Source organism: Pseudomonas chlororaphis subsp. aurantiaca (assembly GCF_013466605.1).
Classification (GTDB): domain Bacteria; phylum Pseudomonadota; class Gammaproteobacteria; order Pseudomonadales; family Pseudomonadaceae; genus Aquipseudomonas; species Aquipseudomonas chlororaphis_I.
Genome location: NZ_CP059162.1, coordinates 6181102 through 6197439 on the forward strand (window position 1 = coordinate 6181102; position 16338 = coordinate 6197439).

29 protein-coding genes are annotated in these 16338 nt (G+C 54.7%); all 29 read right to left on the reverse strand.

Annotation, left to right across the window (positions count from 1 at the left end; all coding sequences use genetic code 11):
• Positions 1-11 precede the first annotated feature (11 nt).
• Positions 12-632, reverse strand: coding sequence for a 30S ribosomal protein S4 (gene rpsD / locus H0I86_RS28300; protein WP_003176404.1), 621 nt, complete (start codon positions 630-632; stop codon positions 12-14).
• An 18-nt stretch (positions 633-650) separates the two neighbouring features.
• A complete protein-coding gene (rpsK, locus tag H0I86_RS28305; protein WP_007924177.1) occupies positions 651-1040 on the reverse strand; it encodes a 30S ribosomal protein S11 in 390 nt (129 codons plus the stop codon).
• Positions 1041-1070: 30 nt separating this feature from the next.
• Positions 1071-1427, reverse strand: a complete 357-nt coding sequence (gene rpsM / locus H0I86_RS28310) for a 30S ribosomal protein S13 (RefSeq protein ID WP_009045849.1) — start codon at positions 1425-1427, stop codon at positions 1071-1073.
• 130 nt (positions 1428-1557) lie between these two features.
• Complete coding sequence (gene rpmJ / locus H0I86_RS28315; protein WP_002555468.1) at positions 1558-1674, reverse strand: 50S ribosomal protein L36; 117 nt, start codon at positions 1672-1674, stop codon at positions 1558-1560.
• Positions 1675-1698: 24 nt separating this feature from the next.
• A complete protein-coding gene (gene secY / locus H0I86_RS28320) occupies positions 1699-3027 on the reverse strand; it encodes a preprotein translocase subunit SecY (RefSeq protein WP_007924182.1) in 1329 nt (442 codons plus the stop codon).
• A complete protein-coding gene (gene rplO / locus H0I86_RS28325; protein WP_007924183.1) occupies positions 3028-3462 on the reverse strand; it encodes a 50S ribosomal protein L15 in 435 nt (144 codons plus the stop codon).
• A 3-nt stretch (positions 3463-3465) separates the two neighbouring features.
• Complete coding sequence (rpmD, locus tag H0I86_RS28330) at positions 3466-3642, reverse strand: 50S ribosomal protein L30 (protein ID WP_003176408.1); 177 nt, start codon at positions 3640-3642, stop codon at positions 3466-3468.
• Positions 3643-3644: 2 nt separating this feature from the next.
• Positions 3645-4145, reverse strand: a complete 501-nt coding sequence (gene rpsE, locus H0I86_RS28335; protein WP_007924184.1) for a 30S ribosomal protein S5 — start codon at positions 4143-4145, stop codon at positions 3645-3647.
• A gap of 3 nt (positions 4146-4148) precedes the next feature.
• Positions 4149-4499: a 50S ribosomal protein L18 gene (rplR, locus tag H0I86_RS28340; RefSeq protein WP_003186037.1), complete on the reverse strand. Its 351-nt coding sequence runs from the start codon at positions 4497-4499 to the stop codon at positions 4149-4151.
• Positions 4500-4509: 10 nt separating this feature from the next.
• Positions 4510-5043, reverse strand: a complete 534-nt coding sequence (rplF, locus tag H0I86_RS28345; protein ID WP_007924185.1) for a 50S ribosomal protein L6 — start codon at positions 5041-5043, stop codon at positions 4510-4512.
• Between the two features lie 12 nt (positions 5044-5055).
• On the reverse strand, positions 5056-5448 hold the full coding sequence (gene rpsH / locus H0I86_RS28350; protein ID WP_003228724.1) for a 30S ribosomal protein S8: 393 nt from the start codon (positions 5446-5448) through the stop codon (positions 5056-5058).
• Between the two features lie 208 nt (positions 5449-5656).
• On the reverse strand, positions 5657-5962 hold the full coding sequence (gene rpsN, locus H0I86_RS28355) for a 30S ribosomal protein S14 (RefSeq protein ID WP_003228726.1): 306 nt from the start codon (positions 5960-5962) through the stop codon (positions 5657-5659).
• Between the two features lie 13 nt (positions 5963-5975).
• Positions 5976-6515: a 50S ribosomal protein L5 gene (gene rplE, locus H0I86_RS28360; protein ID WP_007924186.1), complete on the reverse strand. Its 540-nt coding sequence runs from the start codon at positions 6513-6515 to the stop codon at positions 5976-5978.
• Between the two features lie 20 nt (positions 6516-6535).
• Positions 6536-6850, reverse strand: coding sequence for a 50S ribosomal protein L24 (rplX, locus tag H0I86_RS28365; RefSeq protein ID WP_003186046.1), 315 nt, complete (start codon positions 6848-6850; stop codon positions 6536-6538).
• A gap of 11 nt (positions 6851-6861) precedes the next feature.
• A complete protein-coding gene (rplN, locus tag H0I86_RS28370) occupies positions 6862-7230 on the reverse strand; it encodes a 50S ribosomal protein L14 (RefSeq protein WP_002555479.1) in 369 nt (122 codons plus the stop codon).
• A 23-nt stretch (positions 7231-7253) separates the two neighbouring features.
• Positions 7254-7520: a 30S ribosomal protein S17 gene (rpsQ, locus tag H0I86_RS28375; protein WP_003194644.1), complete on the reverse strand. Its 267-nt coding sequence runs from the start codon at positions 7518-7520 to the stop codon at positions 7254-7256.
• A gap of 2 nt (positions 7521-7522) precedes the next feature.
• Entirely contained in the window at positions 7523-7714 is a 192-nt protein-coding gene (gene rpmC / locus H0I86_RS28380; RefSeq protein ID WP_180922993.1) for a 50S ribosomal protein L29, read from the reverse strand.
• Positions 7714-8127, reverse strand: a complete 414-nt coding sequence (rplP, locus tag H0I86_RS28385) for a 50S ribosomal protein L16 (RefSeq protein WP_003228729.1) — start codon at positions 8125-8127, stop codon at positions 7714-7716. The genes rpmC and rplP overlap by 1 nt, the downstream gene beginning before the upstream one ends.
• A gap of 12 nt (positions 8128-8139) precedes the next feature.
• On the reverse strand, positions 8140-8826 hold the full coding sequence (gene rpsC, locus H0I86_RS28390) for a 30S ribosomal protein S3 (protein ID WP_007924192.1): 687 nt from the start codon (positions 8824-8826) through the stop codon (positions 8140-8142).
• Between the two features lie 13 nt (positions 8827-8839).
• Positions 8840-9172 (reverse strand): 50S ribosomal protein L22, encoded by a 333-nt coding sequence (gene rplV / locus H0I86_RS28395; RefSeq protein WP_003103908.1) that lies wholly within the window; start codon positions 9170-9172, stop codon positions 8840-8842.
• A 13-nt stretch (positions 9173-9185) separates the two neighbouring features.
• Complete coding sequence (rpsS, locus tag H0I86_RS28400; RefSeq protein WP_002555486.1) at positions 9186-9461, reverse strand: 30S ribosomal protein S19; 276 nt, start codon at positions 9459-9461, stop codon at positions 9186-9188.
• A gap of 16 nt (positions 9462-9477) precedes the next feature.
• Complete coding sequence (gene rplB / locus H0I86_RS28405; RefSeq protein ID WP_007924198.1) at positions 9478-10302, reverse strand: 50S ribosomal protein L2; 825 nt, start codon at positions 10300-10302, stop codon at positions 9478-9480.
• Positions 10303-10316: 14 nt separating this feature from the next.
• Positions 10317-10616 (reverse strand): 50S ribosomal protein L23, encoded by a 300-nt coding sequence (gene rplW / locus H0I86_RS28410; protein WP_002555488.1) that lies wholly within the window; start codon positions 10614-10616, stop codon positions 10317-10319.
• Entirely contained in the window at positions 10613-11215 is a 603-nt protein-coding gene (gene rplD / locus H0I86_RS28415; protein ID WP_007924200.1) for a 50S ribosomal protein L4, read from the reverse strand. Before rplD ends, rplW begins: the two co-directional genes overlap by 4 nt.
• A gap of 12 nt (positions 11216-11227) precedes the next feature.
• Entirely contained in the window at positions 11228-11863 is a 636-nt protein-coding gene (rplC, locus tag H0I86_RS28420) for a 50S ribosomal protein L3 (protein ID WP_180922994.1), read from the reverse strand.
• A gap of 80 nt (positions 11864-11943) precedes the next feature.
• Positions 11944-12255 carry a 30S ribosomal protein S10 gene (gene rpsJ, locus H0I86_RS28425; protein ID WP_003186070.1) on the reverse strand — a complete coding sequence of 104 codons (312 nt, stop codon included), beginning with the start codon at positions 12253-12255 and terminating at the stop codon, positions 11944-11946.
• Positions 12256-12395: 140 nt separating this feature from the next.
• Positions 12396-13589, reverse strand: a complete 1194-nt coding sequence (tuf, locus tag H0I86_RS28430) for an elongation factor Tu (protein WP_016702644.1) — start codon at positions 13587-13589, stop codon at positions 12396-12398.
• Positions 13590-13619: 30 nt separating this feature from the next.
• The gene (gene fusA, locus H0I86_RS28435; RefSeq protein ID WP_180922995.1) at positions 13620-15746 is read right to left on the reverse strand and encodes an elongation factor G; all 2127 of its coding nucleotides are present in this window, start codon (positions 15744-15746) and stop codon (positions 13620-13622) included.
• Positions 15747-15776: 30 nt separating this feature from the next.
• The gene (gene rpsG / locus H0I86_RS28440) at positions 15777-16247 is read right to left on the reverse strand and encodes a 30S ribosomal protein S7 (protein ID WP_007925959.1); all 471 of its coding nucleotides are present in this window, start codon (positions 16245-16247) and stop codon (positions 15777-15779) included.
• Positions 16248-16338 lie beyond the last annotated feature (91 nt).

Here is a 16338-nt window from a genome sequence, read left to right on the forward strand (position 1 = left end):
TTTTCTAGCCCTTACTTGGAGTAGAGCTCGACAATCAGGCTTTCGTTGATGTCGGCGGACAGATCACTGCGAGCTGGAACGTTCTTGAAAACGCCCGACTTCTTCTCAGTGTCTACTTCTACCCATTCTACGCGGCCACGTTGGGCACACAGATCGAGAGCTTGGACAATGCGAAGTTGGTTTTTTGCTTTCTCGCGAACAGCAACCACGTCACCAGCACGAACCTGGTAGGACGGAACGTTAACGGTCTGACCGTTTACGCTGATCGACTTGTGCGATACCAGCTGACGGGATTCGGCACGAGTCGAACCGAAGCCCATACGGTATACAACGTTGTCCAGACGGCATTCGAGCAGTTGCAGCAGGTTTTCACCGGTTGCACCTTTCTTGCCAGCAGCTTCTTTGTAGTAGCCGCTGAATTGACGCTCGAGAACGCCGTAGATACGACGGACCTTCTGCTTTTCACGCAGTTGGGTGCCGTAGTCGGACTGGCGACCGCGGCGCTGGCCGTGGATACCAGGTGCTGCTTCGATGTTGCACTTGGATTCGATAGCGCGCACGCCGCTCTTCAGGAAGAGATCGGTGCCTTCGCGACGAGCCAGTTTGCATTTTGGACCAATGTAACGAGCCATTCTTTACAATCTCCTGGATTACACGCGGCGCTTCTTCGGCGGACGGCACCCGTTATGCGGGATTGGCGTCACGTCGGTGATGCTGGCGATCTTGTAGCCACAGCCGTTCAAAGCACGGACTGCGGATTCACGACCTGGACCTGGGCCCTTGACGTTAACGTCGAGGTTTTTCAGGCCATATTCCAGCGCAGCTTGACCAGCACGTTCAGCAGCTACTTGAGCAGCGAACGGGGTGGACTTGCGGGAACCGCGGAAACCCGAACCACCGGAGGTTGCCCAGGAAAGAGCGTTACCTTGACGGTCGGTGATGGTCACGATGGTGTTGTTGAAAGACGCGTGGATGTGGGCGATGCCATCAACCACTGTCTTTTTAATCTTTTTACGAGGACGAGCAGCAGGTTTTGCCATGACTAAATTCCTGTCGATTCGCTGGTGCGATTACTTGCGGATCGGCTTACGCGGACCTTTGCGAGTACGCGCGTTGGTCTTGGTACGCTGACCGCGTACTGGCAGACCACGACGATGGCGCAGACCGCGGTAGCAGCCCAGATCCATCAAGCGTTTGATTTTCATGTTGATTTCGCGACGCAGGTCACCTTCAGTGGTGAACTTCGCCACTTCGCCACGCAGCTGTTCAATTTGCTCGTCGCTCAGATCCTTGATCTTTGCGGCTGGGTTGACCCCAGTCTCTGCACAGATTTTCTGTGCAGTCGTGCGACCAACACCATAGATGTAGGTCAGCGAGATAACAGTATGCTTGTTATCTGGAATGTTAACGCCTGCAATACGGGCCATTCAGTGGGACTCCAATTGACAGCTACCTACGCCCCGGAAGCCAAGAAATAGGGCGCGAGATAATATCGCTGTAATAACAAATAATCAACCCAGCAGCGCACTAGCTGCTGGGCTTGAAGCACAATCACACTCAGCCTTGGCGCTGTTTGTGACGCGGTTCCGCGCTGCAAATTACTCGAACAACACCTTCGCGGCGAATAATCTTGCAGTTACGGCACAGCTTTTTCACCGATGCACGAACTTTCATCACCAACTCCTCGAACCTTATGGGTCAGCGCAGCATGCCGCTGCCGTAACCCTTCAGGTTGGCTTTCTTCATCAGGGATTCGTACTGGTGCGAAACGAGGTGCGATTGTACTTGCGACATAAAGTCCATAACAACCACGACCACGATCAGCAACGAGGTCCCGCCAAGGTAGAACGGAACGTTTGCTGCAACCACCAGGAACTGGGGCAACAGGCAGACGGCCGTCATATATAGAGCACCGAACATGGTCAAGCGGGTCAGAACGCCATCAATGTAGCGCGCCGACTGCTCACCTGGACGGATGCCCGGAATAAAGGCACCGGACTTCTTCAGGTTTTCCGCTACGTCTTTCGGATTGAACATCAACGCCGTATAGAAGAAGCAGAAGAAAATAATCCCTGCACTAAACAGCAGAATATTCAACGGCTGACCAGGAGCGATCGACTGCGAGATGTCCTGCAACCAGCCCATACCTTCAGACTGACCGAACCAGGCACCCAACGAAGCCGGGAACAGCAAAATGCTGCTCGCGAAAATAGCAGGAATAACGCCTGCCATATTCACTTTCAGCGGCAAGTGGCTAGTCTGCGCAGCAAACACCTTGCGGCCCTGCTGACGCTTGGCATAGTGAACAGCAATACGACGCTGACCACGCTCAATGAACACCACAAAACCGATAATCGCTACTGCCAGCAAACCGATGGCAACCAGGGCAAAAATATTGATATCACCCTGACGCGCAGACTCGAAAGACTGCCCGATCGCTCTCGGAAGACCGGCGACGATACCTGCGAAAATCAACATCGAGATACCGTTGCCAACACCACGCTCAGTAATCTGCTCACCCAGCCACATCATGAACATCGCACCAGCCACAAAAGTGGATACCGCGACGAAATGGAAGCCAAAGTCACCAGTGAACGCAACGCCCTGCCCTGCCAGACCAACGGACATGCCGATGGCCTGAACAAGAGCTAGGACGACAGTGCCGTAGCGGGTGTACTGGCTGATCTTGCGACGGCCAGCTTCACCTTCCTTCTTCAACTGCTCCAGCTGCGGGCTGACGGCGGTCATCAGTTGCATGATGATCGATGCCGAGATGTACGGCATGATCCCTAGTGCAAAGATGCTCATCCGCTCCAACGCGCCGCCGGAAAACATGTTGAACAAGCTAAGAATGGTCCCCTCATTCTGTCGAAACAGGTCTGCGAGTCGGTCAGGGTTGATACCTGGAACCGGGATGTGTGCGCCTATTCGGTAGACGATAATCGCCAAGAACAGAAAACGCAGACGAGCCCAGAGTTCAGACATACCGCCTTTGCCGAGCGCAGAGAGAGCACCTTGCTTAGCCATTTATTCCTCGAACTTGCCGCCAGCTGCTTCGATAGCCGCACGCGCACCTTTGGTGGCTGCGATGCCCTTGATAGTCACAGCGCGAGTAACTTCGCCGGACAGCATGATTTTCACACGCTGTACGTTTTGGTTAATCACGTTGGCATCTTTCAGGGACTGCACGGTGACGATGTCGCCTTCCACTTTAGCCAGTTCGGACAGACGCACTTCTGCGCGATCCATGGCTTTCAGGGATACGAAACCGAACTTCGGCAGGCGACGATGCAGCGGCTGTTGACCGCCTTCAAAGCCTGGAGCAATGGTGCCACCGGAGCGGGAAGTCTGACCTTTGTGACCACGGCCACCAGTCTTACCCAAACCACTACCGATACCACGGCCCGGACGATGCTTTTCGCGACGGGAACCCGGCGCTGGACTCAGATCATTGAGTTTCATCGATTAACCCTCGACACGCAGCATGTAGTAAGCCTTGTTGATCATCCCGCGGTTCTCGGGAGTATCCTGGACTTCTACAGTGTGACCGATGCGACGCAGGCCCAGACCCTTAACGCACAGTTTGTGGTTAGGGATACGGCCGGTCATGCTTTTGATCAGCGTTACTTTAACGGTAGCCATGATCAGATGATCTCCTGGACGCTTTTGCCACGCTTGGCGGCAATGGATTCAGGGGACTGCATTGCTTTCAAACCCTTGAAAGTGGCATGAACCACGTTTACTGGGTTAGTCGAGCCGTAGCACTTGGCCAGAACGTTCTGAACGCCAGCAACTTCGAGGACAGCACGCATAGCGCCGCCAGCGATGATACCGGTACCTTCAGAAGCAGGCTGCATGTACACCTTCGAAGCGCCGTGAGCGGACTTCATTGCGTACTGCAGAGTGGTGCCGTTCAGATCAACCTGGATCATGTTGCGGCGAGCAGCTTCCATTGCCTTCTGGATCGCAGCAGGCACTTCACGCGACTTGCCACGGCCGAAGCCAACGCGCCCCTTACCATCACCAACCACGGTCAACGCGGTGAAAGTGAAGATACGGCCGCCTTTTACGGTTTTGGCTACGCGGTTAACTTGAACCAGCTTCTCGATGTAGCCTTCGTCGCGCTTTTGGTCGTTATTTGACATAACTTAGAACTCCAGCCCAGCTTCACGAGCAGCATCAGCCAGCGCCTTGACGCGGCCGTGGTACTTGAAGCCAGAGCGGTCGAAAGCCACCTGCGAGACGCCAGCGGCTTTTGCACGCGTAGCGACCAGCTGGCCAACCTTAGTGGCCGCGTCGATGTTGCCAGTGGCGCCATCACGCAGTTCTTTATCCAAAGTCGAGGCGCTTGCCAGGACTTTGTTGCCGTCGGCCGAAATGACCTGGGCGTAGATGTGCTGCGAAGAGCGGAACACGCAGAGACGCACGACTTCGAGTTCGTGCATTTTCAGGCGTGCTTTGCGAGCGCGACGCAGTCGAGTAACTTTTTTGTCGGTCATTTGCTATGCCCTACTTCTTCTTGGCTTCTTTACGACGGACGACTTCGTCCGCGTAGCGCACACCTTTACCTTTGTAAGGTTCTGGTGGACGGAAGTCGCGGATCTCAGCGGCCACTTGACCTACCAGCTGCTTATCGATGCCCTTGATCAGGATATCGGTCTGGCTAGGAGTCTCAGCGGTGATGCCTTCCGGCAGCTCGTAGTCCACTGGATGCGAGAAGCCAAGGGCCAGGTTCAGCACTGTGCCTTTTGCTTGCGCTTTGTAACCAACACCGACCAGCTGGAGCTTGCGCTCGAAGCCTTGGCTTACGCCTTGGACCATGTTGTTTACCAACGCACGAGTGGTACCGGCCATTGCGCGAGTTTGTTGGTCGCCATTGCGAGCAGCGAAACGCAGCTCACCAGCTTCCTGAACAATTTCAACGGACGAGTGTACGTTCAGTTCGAGAGTGCCCTTGGCACCCTTCACCGAAAGCTGTTGGCCGGCGAATTTAACTTCAACACCAGCTGGCAGCTTAACGGGGTTCTTAGCGACGCGAGACATGCTTATCCCCCCTTAGAACACAGTGCAAAGAACTTCGCCGCCGACACCGGCAGCGCGCGCAGCACGATCAGTCATCACACCTTTGTTGGTGGAGACGATAGACACGCCGAGACCGCCACGAACTTTCGGCAGATCTTCAACGGACTTGTACTGACGCAGGCCTGGACGGCTAACGCGCTTCACTTCCTCGATGACCGGACGGCCTTCGAAGTATTTCAGCTCGATGGACAGCAGTGGCTTGGTTTCGCTGCTGATCTGATAACCCGCGATGTAACCTTCGTCCTTCAGGACTTTTGCTACAGCCACCTTCAGCGTGGAAGACGGCATGCTTACGACGGACTTTTCAGCCATCTGGGCATTACGGATTCGAGTTAGCATGTCCGCTAACGGGTCCTGCATACTCATGGGCTAGACGCTCCTGATACAAAAAAAATGAGCCTTGCGGCTACAGCTTGTCGCCGAGAAATTCCGGGCAAAAAACACGGGCTCAGGCGAGCCGGTCATTCTAGACACACCCCAGAAATGAATCAAGCCCCAAAAGGGGCTTGATTCACGTTCAAGGCCACCGGCGGTCAGGATCTTGCGACCCCGAACACCGCGACTTTGATAGCTATTACCAGCTGGCTTTAACCAGACCTGGTACGTCACCACGCATTGCAGCTTCACGCAGCTTGTTACGGCCGAGGCCGAACTTGCGGTAAACGCCGTGCGGACGACCAGTCAGGCGGCAGCGGTTACGCATGCGCGAGGCGCTGGCGTCACGTGGCTGCTTCTGCAGAGCTACGGTAGCTTCCCAACGCGCCTCTGGACTTGCGTTCAGATCGACGATGATAGCTTTCAGCGCTGCACGCTTGGTGGCGTACTTGGCAACGGTGAGCTGACGCTTCAGCTCACGGTTTTTCATGCTCTTCTTGGCCATTTTCCTACTCCAATCAGTTGCGGAACGGGAATTTGAAAGCACGCAGCAGAGCGCGGCCTTCATCATCGTTCTTGGCAGTGGTGGTCAGGGTAATGTCCAGACCGCGGAGAGCATCGATCTTGTCGTAGTCGATTTCCGGGAAGATGATCTGCTCTTTCACGCCCATGCTGTAGTTGCCACGACCATCGAAGGACTTGGCATTCAGGCCGCGGAAGTCGCGAACCCGAGGCAGGGAGATCGACAGCAGACGATCCAGGAACTCGTACATACGCTCACGGCGCAGGGTCACTTTGACGCCGATCGGCCAACCCTCACGGACTTTGAAGCCAGCGATGGATTTCCGAGCGTAGGTCACAACGACTTTCTGGCCGGTGATCTTTTCCAGGTCAGCAACAGCGTGCTCGATGACTTTTTTGTCGCCGATCGCTTCGCCCAGACCCATGTTCAGGGTGATTTTGGTAACGCGCGGAACTTCCATCACGTTCGAAAGCTTAAGTTCATCCTTAAGTTTCGGAGCGATTTCCTTCCGGTAAATCTCTTGTAGTCGTGCCATGGTCTTCTACCTAGCAGTGTTCAAGCATCAACCGCTTTTTGGGTCGACTTGAAGACACGAATTTTTTTGCCGTCTTCTACTTTGAAACCAACGCGGTCAGCCTTGTTGGTTTCGCCGTTGAAAATGGCGACGTTGGAAGCGTGCAGTGGCGCTTCTTTCTCGACGATACCGCCCTGTACGCCCGACATCGGGTTAGGCTTGGTATGACGCTTAACCAGGTTCAGACCACCAACAACCAGACGGTTGTCAGCGAGAACCTTAAGCACCTTACCGCGCTTACCCTTGTCTTTGCCGGCGATCACGATGATCTCGTCGTCACGACGAATCTTTTGCATGTCGGATCTCCTTACAGCACTTCTGGGGCGAGCGAGACGATCTTCATGAACTTCTCAGTACGAAGTTCACGGGTCACTGGCCCAAAGATACGGGTGCCGATCGGCTCTTGCTTGTTGTTCAACAGAACAGCAGCGTTGCCATCAAAGCGGATGATGGAGCCGTCAGCACGACGGACGCCATGGCGAGTGCGGACCACAACAGCAGTCATCACTTGACCCTTCTTCACCTTACCGCGAGGAATTGCTTCCTTAACGGTAACTTTGATGATGTCACCGATACCAGCGTAACGACGATGGGAGCCACCCAGCACCTTGATGCACATAACACGGCGAGCGCCGCTGTTATCGGCCACATCGAGCATGGATTGAGTCTGAATCATATAATTTCTCCGACCCTTAGCCCTTAGACTTCCACAGCGCGTTCGAGAACATCAACCAGAGCCCAAGACTTGGTCTTGGCCATCGGACGAGTTTCACGAATAGTGACTTTGTCGCCGATGTGGCACTGGTTGGTTTCGTCGTGCGCGTGCAGCTTAGTCGAACGCTTAACGTATTTACCGTAGATAGGGTGCTTAACGCGACGCTCGATCAGAACGGTGATGGTCTTGTCCATCTTGTCGCTGACAACACGGCCAGTCAGCGTACGGACAGTTTTTTCGGCTTCAGCCATGATTACTTACCTGCCTGCTGGTTGAGCACAGTCTTCACGCGAGCGATGTCACGCTTAACTTGCGAGAGCAGATGAGACTGCCCCAACTGGCCAGTTGCCTTCTGCATACGCAGATTGAACTGGTCGCGCAGCAGGCCGAGCAGTTGCTCGTTCAGCTGCTGTGCGGATTTTCCACGAAGTTCATTCGCTTTCATCACATCACCGTCCGTTTAACAAAGGAGGTGGCGAGCGGCAGCTTTGCAGCAGCCAGGGCGAAAGCCTCACGCGCCAGCTCTTCAGAAACACCCTCGATTTCATACAGGACTTTGCCTGGCTGAATCTGGGCAACCCAGTATTCGACGTTACCCTTACCTTTACCCATCCGAACTTCGAGTGGCTTCTTGGAAATAGGCTTGTCCGGGAATACACGGATCCAGATCTTGCCGCCACGTTTTACGTGACGGGTCAGAGCACGACGCGCTGACTCGATCTGACGAGCGGTGAGACGACCACGAGCAACAGACTTCAGCGCGAACTCGCCGAAGCTGACTTTGCTACCGCGCAACGCCAGACCACGGTTGTGGCCGGTCATTTGCTTGCGGAACTTCGTACGCTTTGGTTGCAACATTTGGCGTACCCCTTACTTAGCAGCTTTTTTACGAGGCGCTGGTGCTTGTGGCTTCAGCTCTTCTTGGCGACCACCAATTACTTCGCCTTTAAAGATCCAAACCTTCACACCGATCACACCGTAAGTGGTGTGAGCTTCGTAGGTGGCATAGTCGATATCGGCACGCAGGGTGTGCAGTGGCACACGACCTTCGCGATACCATTCAGTACGTGCGATTTCAGCACCGCCGAGACGACCGCTCACTTGGATTTTGATGCCTTTGGCACCAATGCGCATGGCGTTCTGTACTGCGCGTTTCATAGCGCGACGGAACATTACACGGCGCTCCAGCTGCTGAGCTACGCTCTGGGCAACCAGCATACCGTCGAGCTCCGGCTTGCGGATCTCTTCGATATTGATGTGCACAGGCACACCCATTTGCTTGGTCAGGTCCTGACGCAGTTTCTCAACATCTTCACCTTTCTTGCCGATCACGATGCCGGGACGAGCGGTGTGGATGGTGATGCGTGCAGTTTGAGCCGGACGATGGATATCGATACGGCTTACGGACGCGCTTTTTAGTTTGTCTTGGAGATACTCACGCACATTCAGATCTGCGAGCAAATAGTCCGCATAAGTCCGACCGTCTGCGTACCAGACGGAGGTGTGCTCCTTGACGATTCCCAGGCGAATGCCAATGGGATGTACTTTCTGACCCATCTCTTCGACTCCGTTACTTGTCAGCAACCTTGACAGTGATATGGCAAGACCGCTTGACGATGCGATCAGCACGGCCTTTGGCACGTGGCATGATGCGCTTCAGCGAACGCCCTTCGTTGACGAAAACGGTGGAGACCTTCAGGTCATCAACGTCTGCGCCTTCGTTATGCTCGGCGTTGGCTACGGCCGACTCCAGCACTTTCTTCATGATCTCGGCGGCTTTCTTACTGCTGAAAGCCAACAGGTTGAGCGCTTCGCCCACCTTCTTCCCGCGGATCTGGTCGGCGACCAAGCGGGCTTTCTGGGCGGAGATTCGAGCGCCCGACAACTTAGCGGCTACTTCCATCGTTCCTTACCCCTTAACGCTTGGCTTTCTTGTCAGCCACGTGCCCGCGATATGTACGGGTACCGGCGAACTCGCCCAGTTTGTGGCCGACCATGTCTTCGTTCACGAGAACTGGAACATGCTGACGACCGTTATGCACAGCAATGGTCAGACCGACCATTTGTGGCAGGATCATGGAACGGCGCGACCAGGTCTTAACTGGTTTGCGATCGTTCTTTTCCGCCGCCACTTCGATCTTCTTCAGTAGGTGAAGATCAATAAAAGGACCTTTTTTCAGAGAACGTGGCACTGTCGTATCCCTCTATTTACTTGCGACGACGGACGATCATTTTGTCGGTACGCTTATTACCACGAGTCTTCGCGCCCTTAGTCGGGAAGCCCCATGGCGATACCGGATGACGACCACCAGAGGTACGACCTTCACCACCACCATGTGGGTGGTCAACCGGGTTCATGGCAACACCACGAACGGTTGGGCGAACGCCACGCCAGCGTTTGGCACCAGCTTTACCCAGCGAACGCAGGCTGTGCTCGGAGTTCGAGACTTCGCCCAGGGTCGCACGGCATTCAGCCAGGACTTTACGCATCTCACCAGAACGCAGACGCAGGGTCACGTAGACACCTTCACGAGCGATCAGCTGAGCCGAAGCACCAGCGGAACGAGCGATTTGCGCGCCTTTACCTGGCTTCAGTTCGATGCCGTGTACGGTGCTACCAACTGGAATGTTACGCAGTTGCAGAGCGTTGCCCGGCTTGATCGGCGCCAGGGCGCCTGCGATCAGCTGGTCGCCAGCGCTCACGCCTTTAGGGGCAATGATGTAGCGACGCTCGCCGTCTGCGTACAGCAGCAAAGCGATGTGAGCAGTACGGTTTGGATCGTATTCGATACGCTCGACAGTGGCAGCGATGCCATCTTTGTCGTTGCGACGGAAGTCGACCAGACGGTAGTGCTGCTTATGACCACCACCAACGTGACGAGTGGTAATGCGGCCATTGTTGTTACGACCACCAGACTTCGATTTCTTCTCGAGCAGCGGTGCGTGAGGAGCGCCTTTATGCAGCTCCTGGTTGACCACCTTGACCACAAAACGGCGGCCAGGGGAAGTCGGTTTGCATTTAACGATTGCCATGATGCACCCCTTCCTTACTCAGCACTGCTGCTGAAATCGAGATCTTGGCCTGGCTGAAGGGAGATAACTGCCTTCTTCCAGTCATTACGCTTGCCCAGACCGCGAGCGGTACGCTTGCTCTTACCCAGAACATTCAGGGTAGTAACGCGTTCCACTTTCACGCTGAACAGGCTTTCGACGGCCTTCTTGATTTCCAGCTTGGTTGCATCAGTAGCAACCTTGAAAACGAACTGGCCTTTCTTGTCTGCCAGAACCGTAGCCTTCTCGGAAACGTGCGGGCCAAGCAGAACTTTAAATACGCGTTCCTGGTTCATCCCAGCAGCTCCTCGAATTTCTTCACGGCCGACACAGTGATCAACACTTTGTCGTATGCGATCAGACTAACTGGATCGGAACCTTGCACGTCACGTACATCAACGTGTGGCAGGTTACGAGCAGCCAGGTACAGGTTCTGATCAACAGCGTCAGACACGATCAGAACGTCGGTCAGACTCATGTTGTTCAGTTTGCCCAGCAGATCTTTGGTTTTCGGAGTTTCAACAGCGAAATCCTGAACCACGACCAGACGATCAGTACGCACCAGCTCAGCAAGGATGGAACGCATTGCTGCGCGATACATCTTCTTGTTCAGCTTCTGGGAGTGATCCTGTGGACGAGCTGCGAAAGTGGTACCGCCGCCACGCCAGATTGGGCTACGGATAGTACCGGCACGAGCGCGGCCAGTACCTTTCTGACGCCATGGGCGCTTGCCGCCACCGGAAACGTCGGAACGGGTCTTTTGCTGCTTGCTACCTTGACGGCCGCCGGCCATGTAGGCCACGACTGCTTGGTGAACCAGCGTCTCGTTGAATTCGCCGCCAAATGTCAGTTCGGAAACTTCGATCGCTTGAGCGTCATTTACATTTAATTGCATGTCAGCTTCCCCTTAACCGCGAGCCTTGGCCGCCGGACGTACAACCAGGTTGCCGCCAGTAGCGCCAGGAACAGCACCCTTGACCAACAACAGATTGCGTTCAGCGTCGACGCGCACTACTTCCAGGGACTGCACGGTCACGCGCTCAGCGCCCATATGACCGGACATTTTTTTGCCCTTGAATACACGACCAGGAGTCTGGCACTGGCCAATAGAGCCCGGGACGCGGTGGGAAACGGAGTTACCGTGGGTGTTATCTTGACCGCGGAAATTCCAACGCTTGATGGTACCGGCGAAGCCTTTACCTTTCGACTGACCGGTAACGTCTACCAGTTGGCCAGCTGCGAAGATTTCTGCATTGATCAGATCGCCAGCTTGGTACTCGCCTTCTTCAAGACGGAATTCCCAAACACCACGACCGGCAGCAACGTTCGCTTTAGCGAAGTGACCTGCTTGAGCAGCAGTCACGCGCGAAGCACGACGCACACCTACAGTGACTTGCACTGCACGATAGCCATCGGTTTCTTCAGTTTTGAACTGGGTGACGCGATTCGGCTCGATCTCAATGACCGTGACCGGAATGGAGACACCTTCTTCGGTGAAAATACGGGTCATACCGCATTTACGACCGACTACACCAATAGTCATGTTGTAAACCTCATGAGTGTACGGGGCTTTCACCCGCTATGGCCGCCCATTTCAGAGCGTTACACGACTAAGACCGAGTCTTAGCCGAGGCTGATCTGCACTTCCACACCTGCCGCAAGATCAAGCTTCATAAGTGCATCAACGGTTTTATCCGTTGGCTGGACGATGTCCAGTACGCGCTTATGAGTACGGATCTCGTACTGGTCACGCGCGTCTTTGTTGACGTGCGGGGAGACCAGAACGGTGAACCGCTCTTTACGGGTAGGCAGTGGAATAGGACCACGCACTTGAGCACCAGTACGTTTCGCGGTTTCCACGATTTCCTGGGTGGATTGGTCGATCAGGCGATGGTCGAAAGCCTTCAACCTGATACGGATTTGCTGATTTTGCATTGGATTTCAGACTCCAGGCTGCTATTCCCACCGGGCGCAATACGCCCGTTAAAAGGAGGCGCAATTCTATAGACGGTCCCACAGAGTGTCAACCCAATAAAAAAGCCCCCGCAAGCGGGGGCTTTTTCATGAGTCGTCGATTACTCGATGACTTTGGCCACGACGCCAGCGCCGACGGTACGACCGCCTTCACGGATAGCGAAACGCAGACCATCTTCCATCGCGATGGTTTTGATCAGAGTGACAGTCATCTGGATGTTGTCACCTGGCATTACCATTTCAACGCCTTCTGGCAGCTCGCAGTTACCAGTCACGTCAGTAGTACGGAAGTAGAACTGTGGACGGTAGCCCTTGAAGAACGGAGTATGACGGCCACCTTCTTCTTTGCTCAGAACGTACACCTCAGCGGTGAACTTGGTGTGCGGCTTAACGGTACCTGGCTTAACCAGAACCTGGCCACGCTCAACGTCGTCACGCTTGGTGCCACGCAGCAGAACGCCGCAGTTCTCGCCAGCACGACCTTCGTCGAGCAGTTTGCGGAACATTTCAACGCCGGTGCAGGTGGTTTTCTGAGTTTCGCGCAGACCAACGATCTCAACTTCTTCCTGGATGCGAACGATACCACGCTCAACACGACCAGTTACCACGGTGCCACGACCGGAGATCGAGAACACGTCTTCGATAGGCATCAGGAACGGCTTGTCGATAGCACGCTCTGGCTCTGGAATGTAGGTATCCAGAGTTTCTACCAGCTTCTTAACAGCGGTAGTGCCCATTTCGTTGTCGTCTTGGCCGTTCAGAGCCATCAGAGCCGAACCGATGATGATTGGAGTGTCATCACCTGGGAAGTCGTAAGTGCTCAGCAGATCGCGCACTTCCATCTCAACCAGCTCCAGCAGCTCAGCGTCGTCAACCATGTCAGCCTTGTTCAGGAAGACAACGATGTACGGAACGCCCACCTGACGGGACAGCAAGATGTGCTCACGAGTTTGTGGCATCGGACCATCGGCAGCCGAGCAAACCAGGATCGCGCCGTCCATCTGGGCAGCACCAGTGATCATGTTTTTGACGTAGTCGGCGTGACCTGGGCAGTCAACGTGCGCATAGTGACGAATGTTCGAGTCGTACTCTACGTGCGCGGTGTTGATGGTGATACCACGAGCCTTTTCTTCCGGGGCGCTGTCGATCTTGTCGAAATCAACGCGAGCCGAACCGAAAACCTCGGAGCAAACACGAGTCAGAGCAGCGGTCAGAGTAGTTTTACCGTGGTCAACGTGACCGATGGTGCCAACGTTGACGTGCGGTTTGTTACGTTCAAATTTTTCTTTAGCCACGACAGTGAACCTCTTGCCTAAAGGGCTGGATTAGCCTTGTTTTTTAACGAGTGCTTCGACGATATTCGACGGAGCTTCGGCGTACTTGGAGAACTCCATGGAGTAGCTCGCGCGACCCTGGGACATGGAACGAACGTCGGTCGCATAACCGAACATTTCACCCAGCGGCACTTCAGCACGGATAACCTTGCCAGAGACCGAGTCTTCCATACCCTGGATCAGACCACGACGACGGTTCAGGTCACCCATCACGTCACCCATGTAGTCCTCAGGGGTTACTACTTCAACCTTCATGATCGGCTCAAGAACTACGCCCTTGCCCTTCTCACGCAGCTGCTTGGTCGCCATGGAGGCCGCTACCTTAAACGCCATCTCGTTAGAGTCGACGTCGTGGTAGGAACCATCAAACACGGTAGCCTTCAGGCCGATCAGCGGATAGCCGGCGACAACGCCGTTCTTCATCTGCTCTTCGATACCCTTCTGGATTGCCGGGATGTATTCCTTCGGAACCACACCACCAACGACCTCGTTGGCAAACACCAGACCTTCAGTGATATTGCCTTTTTCGTCGACGTCTGCCGGAGCAAAACGGATCCAGCAATGACCGAACTGGCCACGACCGCCGGATTGACGAACGAACTTACCTTCAACTTCACAGCCGACGGTGATCTTCTCGCGGTAGGAAACCTGCGGTTTACCGATGTTGGCTTCTACGTTGAATTCACGACGCATACGGTCAACAAGGATATCCAGGTGCAGCTCACCCATACCCGAAATGATGGTCTGACCGGTTTCTTCGTCAGTCTTGACGCGGAACGACGGGTCTTCCTGAGCCAGCTTACCCAGAGCAATACCCATCTTCTCCTGGTCAGCCTTGGTTTTCGGCTCTACAGCAACCGAAATCACCGGCTCAGGGAAGTCCATACGCTCAAGGATGATCGGCTTGTCGATATCGCAAAGCGTGTCACCGGTAGTGACGTCTTTCATACCGATCAGAGCAGCGATGTCACCTGCACGCACTTCTTTGATCTCTTCGCGCTGGTTCGCGTGCATTTGCACCATACGACCAACACGCTCCTTCTTGCCCTTGACCGAGTTGATCACGGAGTCGCCGGAGCTCAGGAAACCCGAGTAAACGCGAACGAAGGTCAGAGTACCCACGAACGGGTCGGTGGCAATCTTGAACGCCAGAGCCGAGAACGGCTCGTTGTCGTCAGCGTGACGCTCGTCAACAATTTCGTTGTCGTCGGTACTGTCCGGATGAACGCCCTTGATCGCAGGGATCTCGGTCGGAGCCGGCAGGAAGTCGATGACAGCATCGAGAACCAGCGGAACGCCCTTGTTCTTGAACGAGGAACCGCAGACAGCCGGAACGATCTCGCTGGCCAGGGTGCGCGCACGCAGGCCTGCCTTGATCTCTTCGACGGTCAGCTCACCTTCTTCAAGGTACTTGTTCATCAGCTCTTCGTTGGCTTCAGCAGCAGCTTCAACCATGTTGGAGCGCCACTCGTTAGCCAGGTCCAGCATATCGGCAGGAATTTCTTCCTCGCGATAGGTAGTACCCTTGTCGTCGTCGTTCCAGTAGATAGCCTTCATCTTGATCAGATCGATCTGACCTTCGAAGTTATCTTCCGCACCGATCGCCAGTTGAACTGGAACCGGGGTGTGACCCAGACGGTTTTTGATCTGGGAAACAACGCGCAGGAAGTTGGCACCAGCACGGTCCATCTTGTTCACGTAAACAACACGTGGAACGCCGTATTTGTTGGCTTGACGCCATACGGTTTCGGACTGAGGCTCAACACCGGAAGTACCGCAGAACACCACGACCGCGCCGTCGAGTACGCGCAGCGAACGCTCTACTTCAATGGTGAAGTCTACGTGGCCCGGGGTATCGATAACGTTTACACGATAGTTATCGTATTGGCCGCGCGAACCTTTCCAGAAGGTAGTTACAGCAGCAGAGGTAATGGTGATACCACGTTCCTGCTCCTGCACCATCCAGTCGGTGGTAGCAGCGCCGTCATGCACCTCACCCATCTTGTGGCTGAGACCTGTGTAGAACAGGATCCGCTCGGTAGTGGTAGTCTTGCCCGCGTCAACGTGGGCACAGATACCGATGTTACGGTAGCGGTTGATTGCTGTAGTACGAGCCATAAAGCCCTCGCAAAATGAATGATGCCGATATTAGAAGCGGTAGTGCGAGAAAGCCTTGTTGGCTTCAGCCATACGGTGTACGTCTTCACGCTTCTTAACTGCAGCACCTTTGCCTTCGGCAGCGTCCAGCAGTTCGCCAGCCAAGCGCAGAGCCATAGACTTCTCGCCGCGCTTACGGGCGAAGTCTACCAACCAGCGCATTGCCAGAGCGTTACGACGGGACGGACGAACTTCGACCGGAACCTGGTAAGTAGCACCGCCAACACGGCGCGACTTCACTTCGACCAGCGGAGCGATGGCGTCGAGAGCTTTCTCGAAGATTTCCAGGGGATCGCTGTTCTTGCGTTCTTTAACTTTTTCCAGCGCGCCATAAACGATACGCTCGGCAACGGCTTTCTTGCCGCTTTCCATTACGTGGTTCATGAACTTGGCGAGGATCTGGCTTCCGTATTTCGGATCGTCCAGAATCTCACGTTTGGCTGCTACGCGACGTCTTGGCATGATAAGCCCTCAAACGGTCTTCAGGTTAGCTCGGGACAGTTGATCCAAAGGACTCGTGCCCGACCTTACTCTTATCGACTCAATAAAATAA

Bases quoted from the DNA above. Each gene is read 5' to 3' on its own strand.
- rpsD (WP_003176404.1), bottom strand. From the start codon at position 632: ATGGCTCGTTACATTGGTCCAAAATGCAAACTGGCTCGTCGCGAAGGC.
- rpsK (WP_007924177.1), bottom strand. From the start codon at position 1,040: ATGGCAAAACCTGCTGCTCGTCCTCGTAAAAAGATTAAAAAGACAGTG.
- rpsM (WP_009045849.1), bottom strand. From the start codon at position 1,427: ATGGCCCGTATTGCAGGCGTTAACATTCCAGATAACAAGCATACTGTT.
- rpmJ (WP_002555468.1), bottom strand. From the start codon at position 1,674: ATGAAAGTTCGTGCATCGGTGAAAAAGCTGTGCCGTAACTGCAAGATT.
- secY (WP_007924182.1), bottom strand. From the start codon at position 3,027: ATGGCTAAGCAAGGTGCTCTCTCTGCGCTCGGCAAAGGCGGTATGTCT.
- rplO (WP_007924183.1), bottom strand. From the start codon at position 3,462: ATGAAACTCAATGATCTGAGTCCAGCGCCGGGTTCCCGTCGCGAAAAG.
- rpmD (WP_003176408.1), bottom strand. From the start codon at position 3,642: ATGGCTACCGTTAAAGTAACGCTGATCAAAAGCATGACCGGCCGTATC.
- rpsE (WP_007924184.1), bottom strand. From the start codon at position 4,145: ATGTCAAATAACGACCAAAAGCGCGACGAAGGCTACATCGAGAAGCTG.
- rplR (WP_003186037.1), bottom strand. From the start codon at position 4,499: ATGACCGACAAAAAAGTTACTCGACTGCGTCGCGCTCGCAAAGCACGC.
- rplF (WP_007924185.1), bottom strand. From the start codon at position 5,043: ATGTCTCGCGTCGCTAAGAACCCCGTTAAGCTGCCAGCTGGTGTTGAA.
- rpsH (WP_003228724.1), bottom strand. From the start codon at position 5,448: ATGAGTATGCAGGACCCGTTAGCGGACATGCTAACTCGAATCCGTAAT.
- rpsN (WP_003228726.1), bottom strand. From the start codon at position 5,962: ATGGCCAAGAAGAGCATGAAAAACCGTGAGCTGAAGCGTCAGCTCACC.
- rplE (WP_007924186.1), bottom strand. From the start codon at position 6,515: ATGGCACGACTACAAGAGATTTACCGGAAGGAAATCGCTCCGAAACTT.
- rplX (WP_003186046.1), bottom strand. From the start codon at position 6,850: ATGCAAAAGATTCGTCGTGACGACGAGATCATCGTGATCGCCGGCAAA.
- rplN (WP_002555479.1), bottom strand. From the start codon at position 7,230: ATGATTCAGACTCAATCCATGCTCGATGTGGCCGATAACAGCGGCGCT.
- rpsQ (WP_003194644.1), bottom strand. From the start codon at position 7,520: ATGGCTGAAGCCGAAAAAACTGTCCGTACGCTGACTGGCCGTGTTGTC.
- rpmC (WP_180922993.1), bottom strand. From the start codon at position 7,714: ATGAAAGCGAATGAACTTCGTGGAAAATCCGCACAGCAGCTGAACGAG.
- rplP (WP_003228729.1), bottom strand. From the start codon at position 8,127: ATGTTGCAACCAAAGCGTACGAAGTTCCGCAAGCAAATGACCGGCCAC.
- rpsC (WP_007924192.1), bottom strand. From the start codon at position 8,826: ATGGGTCAGAAAGTACATCCCATTGGCATTCGCCTGGGAATCGTCAAG.
- rplV (WP_003103908.1), bottom strand. From the start codon at position 9,172: ATGGAAGTAGCCGCTAAGTTGTCGGGCGCTCGAATCTCCGCCCAGAAA.
- rplB (WP_007924198.1), bottom strand. From the start codon at position 10,302: ATGGCAATCGTTAAATGCAAACCGACTTCCCCTGGCCGCCGTTTTGTG.
- rplW (WP_002555488.1), bottom strand. From the start codon at position 10,616: ATGAACCAGGAACGCGTATTTAAAGTTCTGCTTGGCCCGCACGTTTCC.
- rplD (WP_007924200.1), bottom strand. From the start codon at position 11,215: ATGCAATTAAATGTAAATGACGCTCAAGCGATCGAAGTTTCCGAACTG.
- rplC (WP_180922994.1), bottom strand. From the start codon at position 11,863: ATGACTATTGGTGTAGTCGGTCGTAAATGCGGTATGACCCGTATTTTC.
- rpsJ (WP_003186070.1), bottom strand. From the start codon at position 12,255: ATGCAAAATCAGCAAATCCGTATCAGGTTGAAGGCTTTCGACCATCGC.
- fusA (WP_180922995.1), bottom strand. From the start codon at position 15,746: ATGGCTCGTACTACAGCAATCAACCGCTACCGTAACATCGGTATCTGT.
- rpsG (WP_007925959.1), bottom strand. From the start codon at position 16,247: ATGCCAAGACGTCGCGTAGCAGCCAAACGTGAGATTCTGGACGATCCG.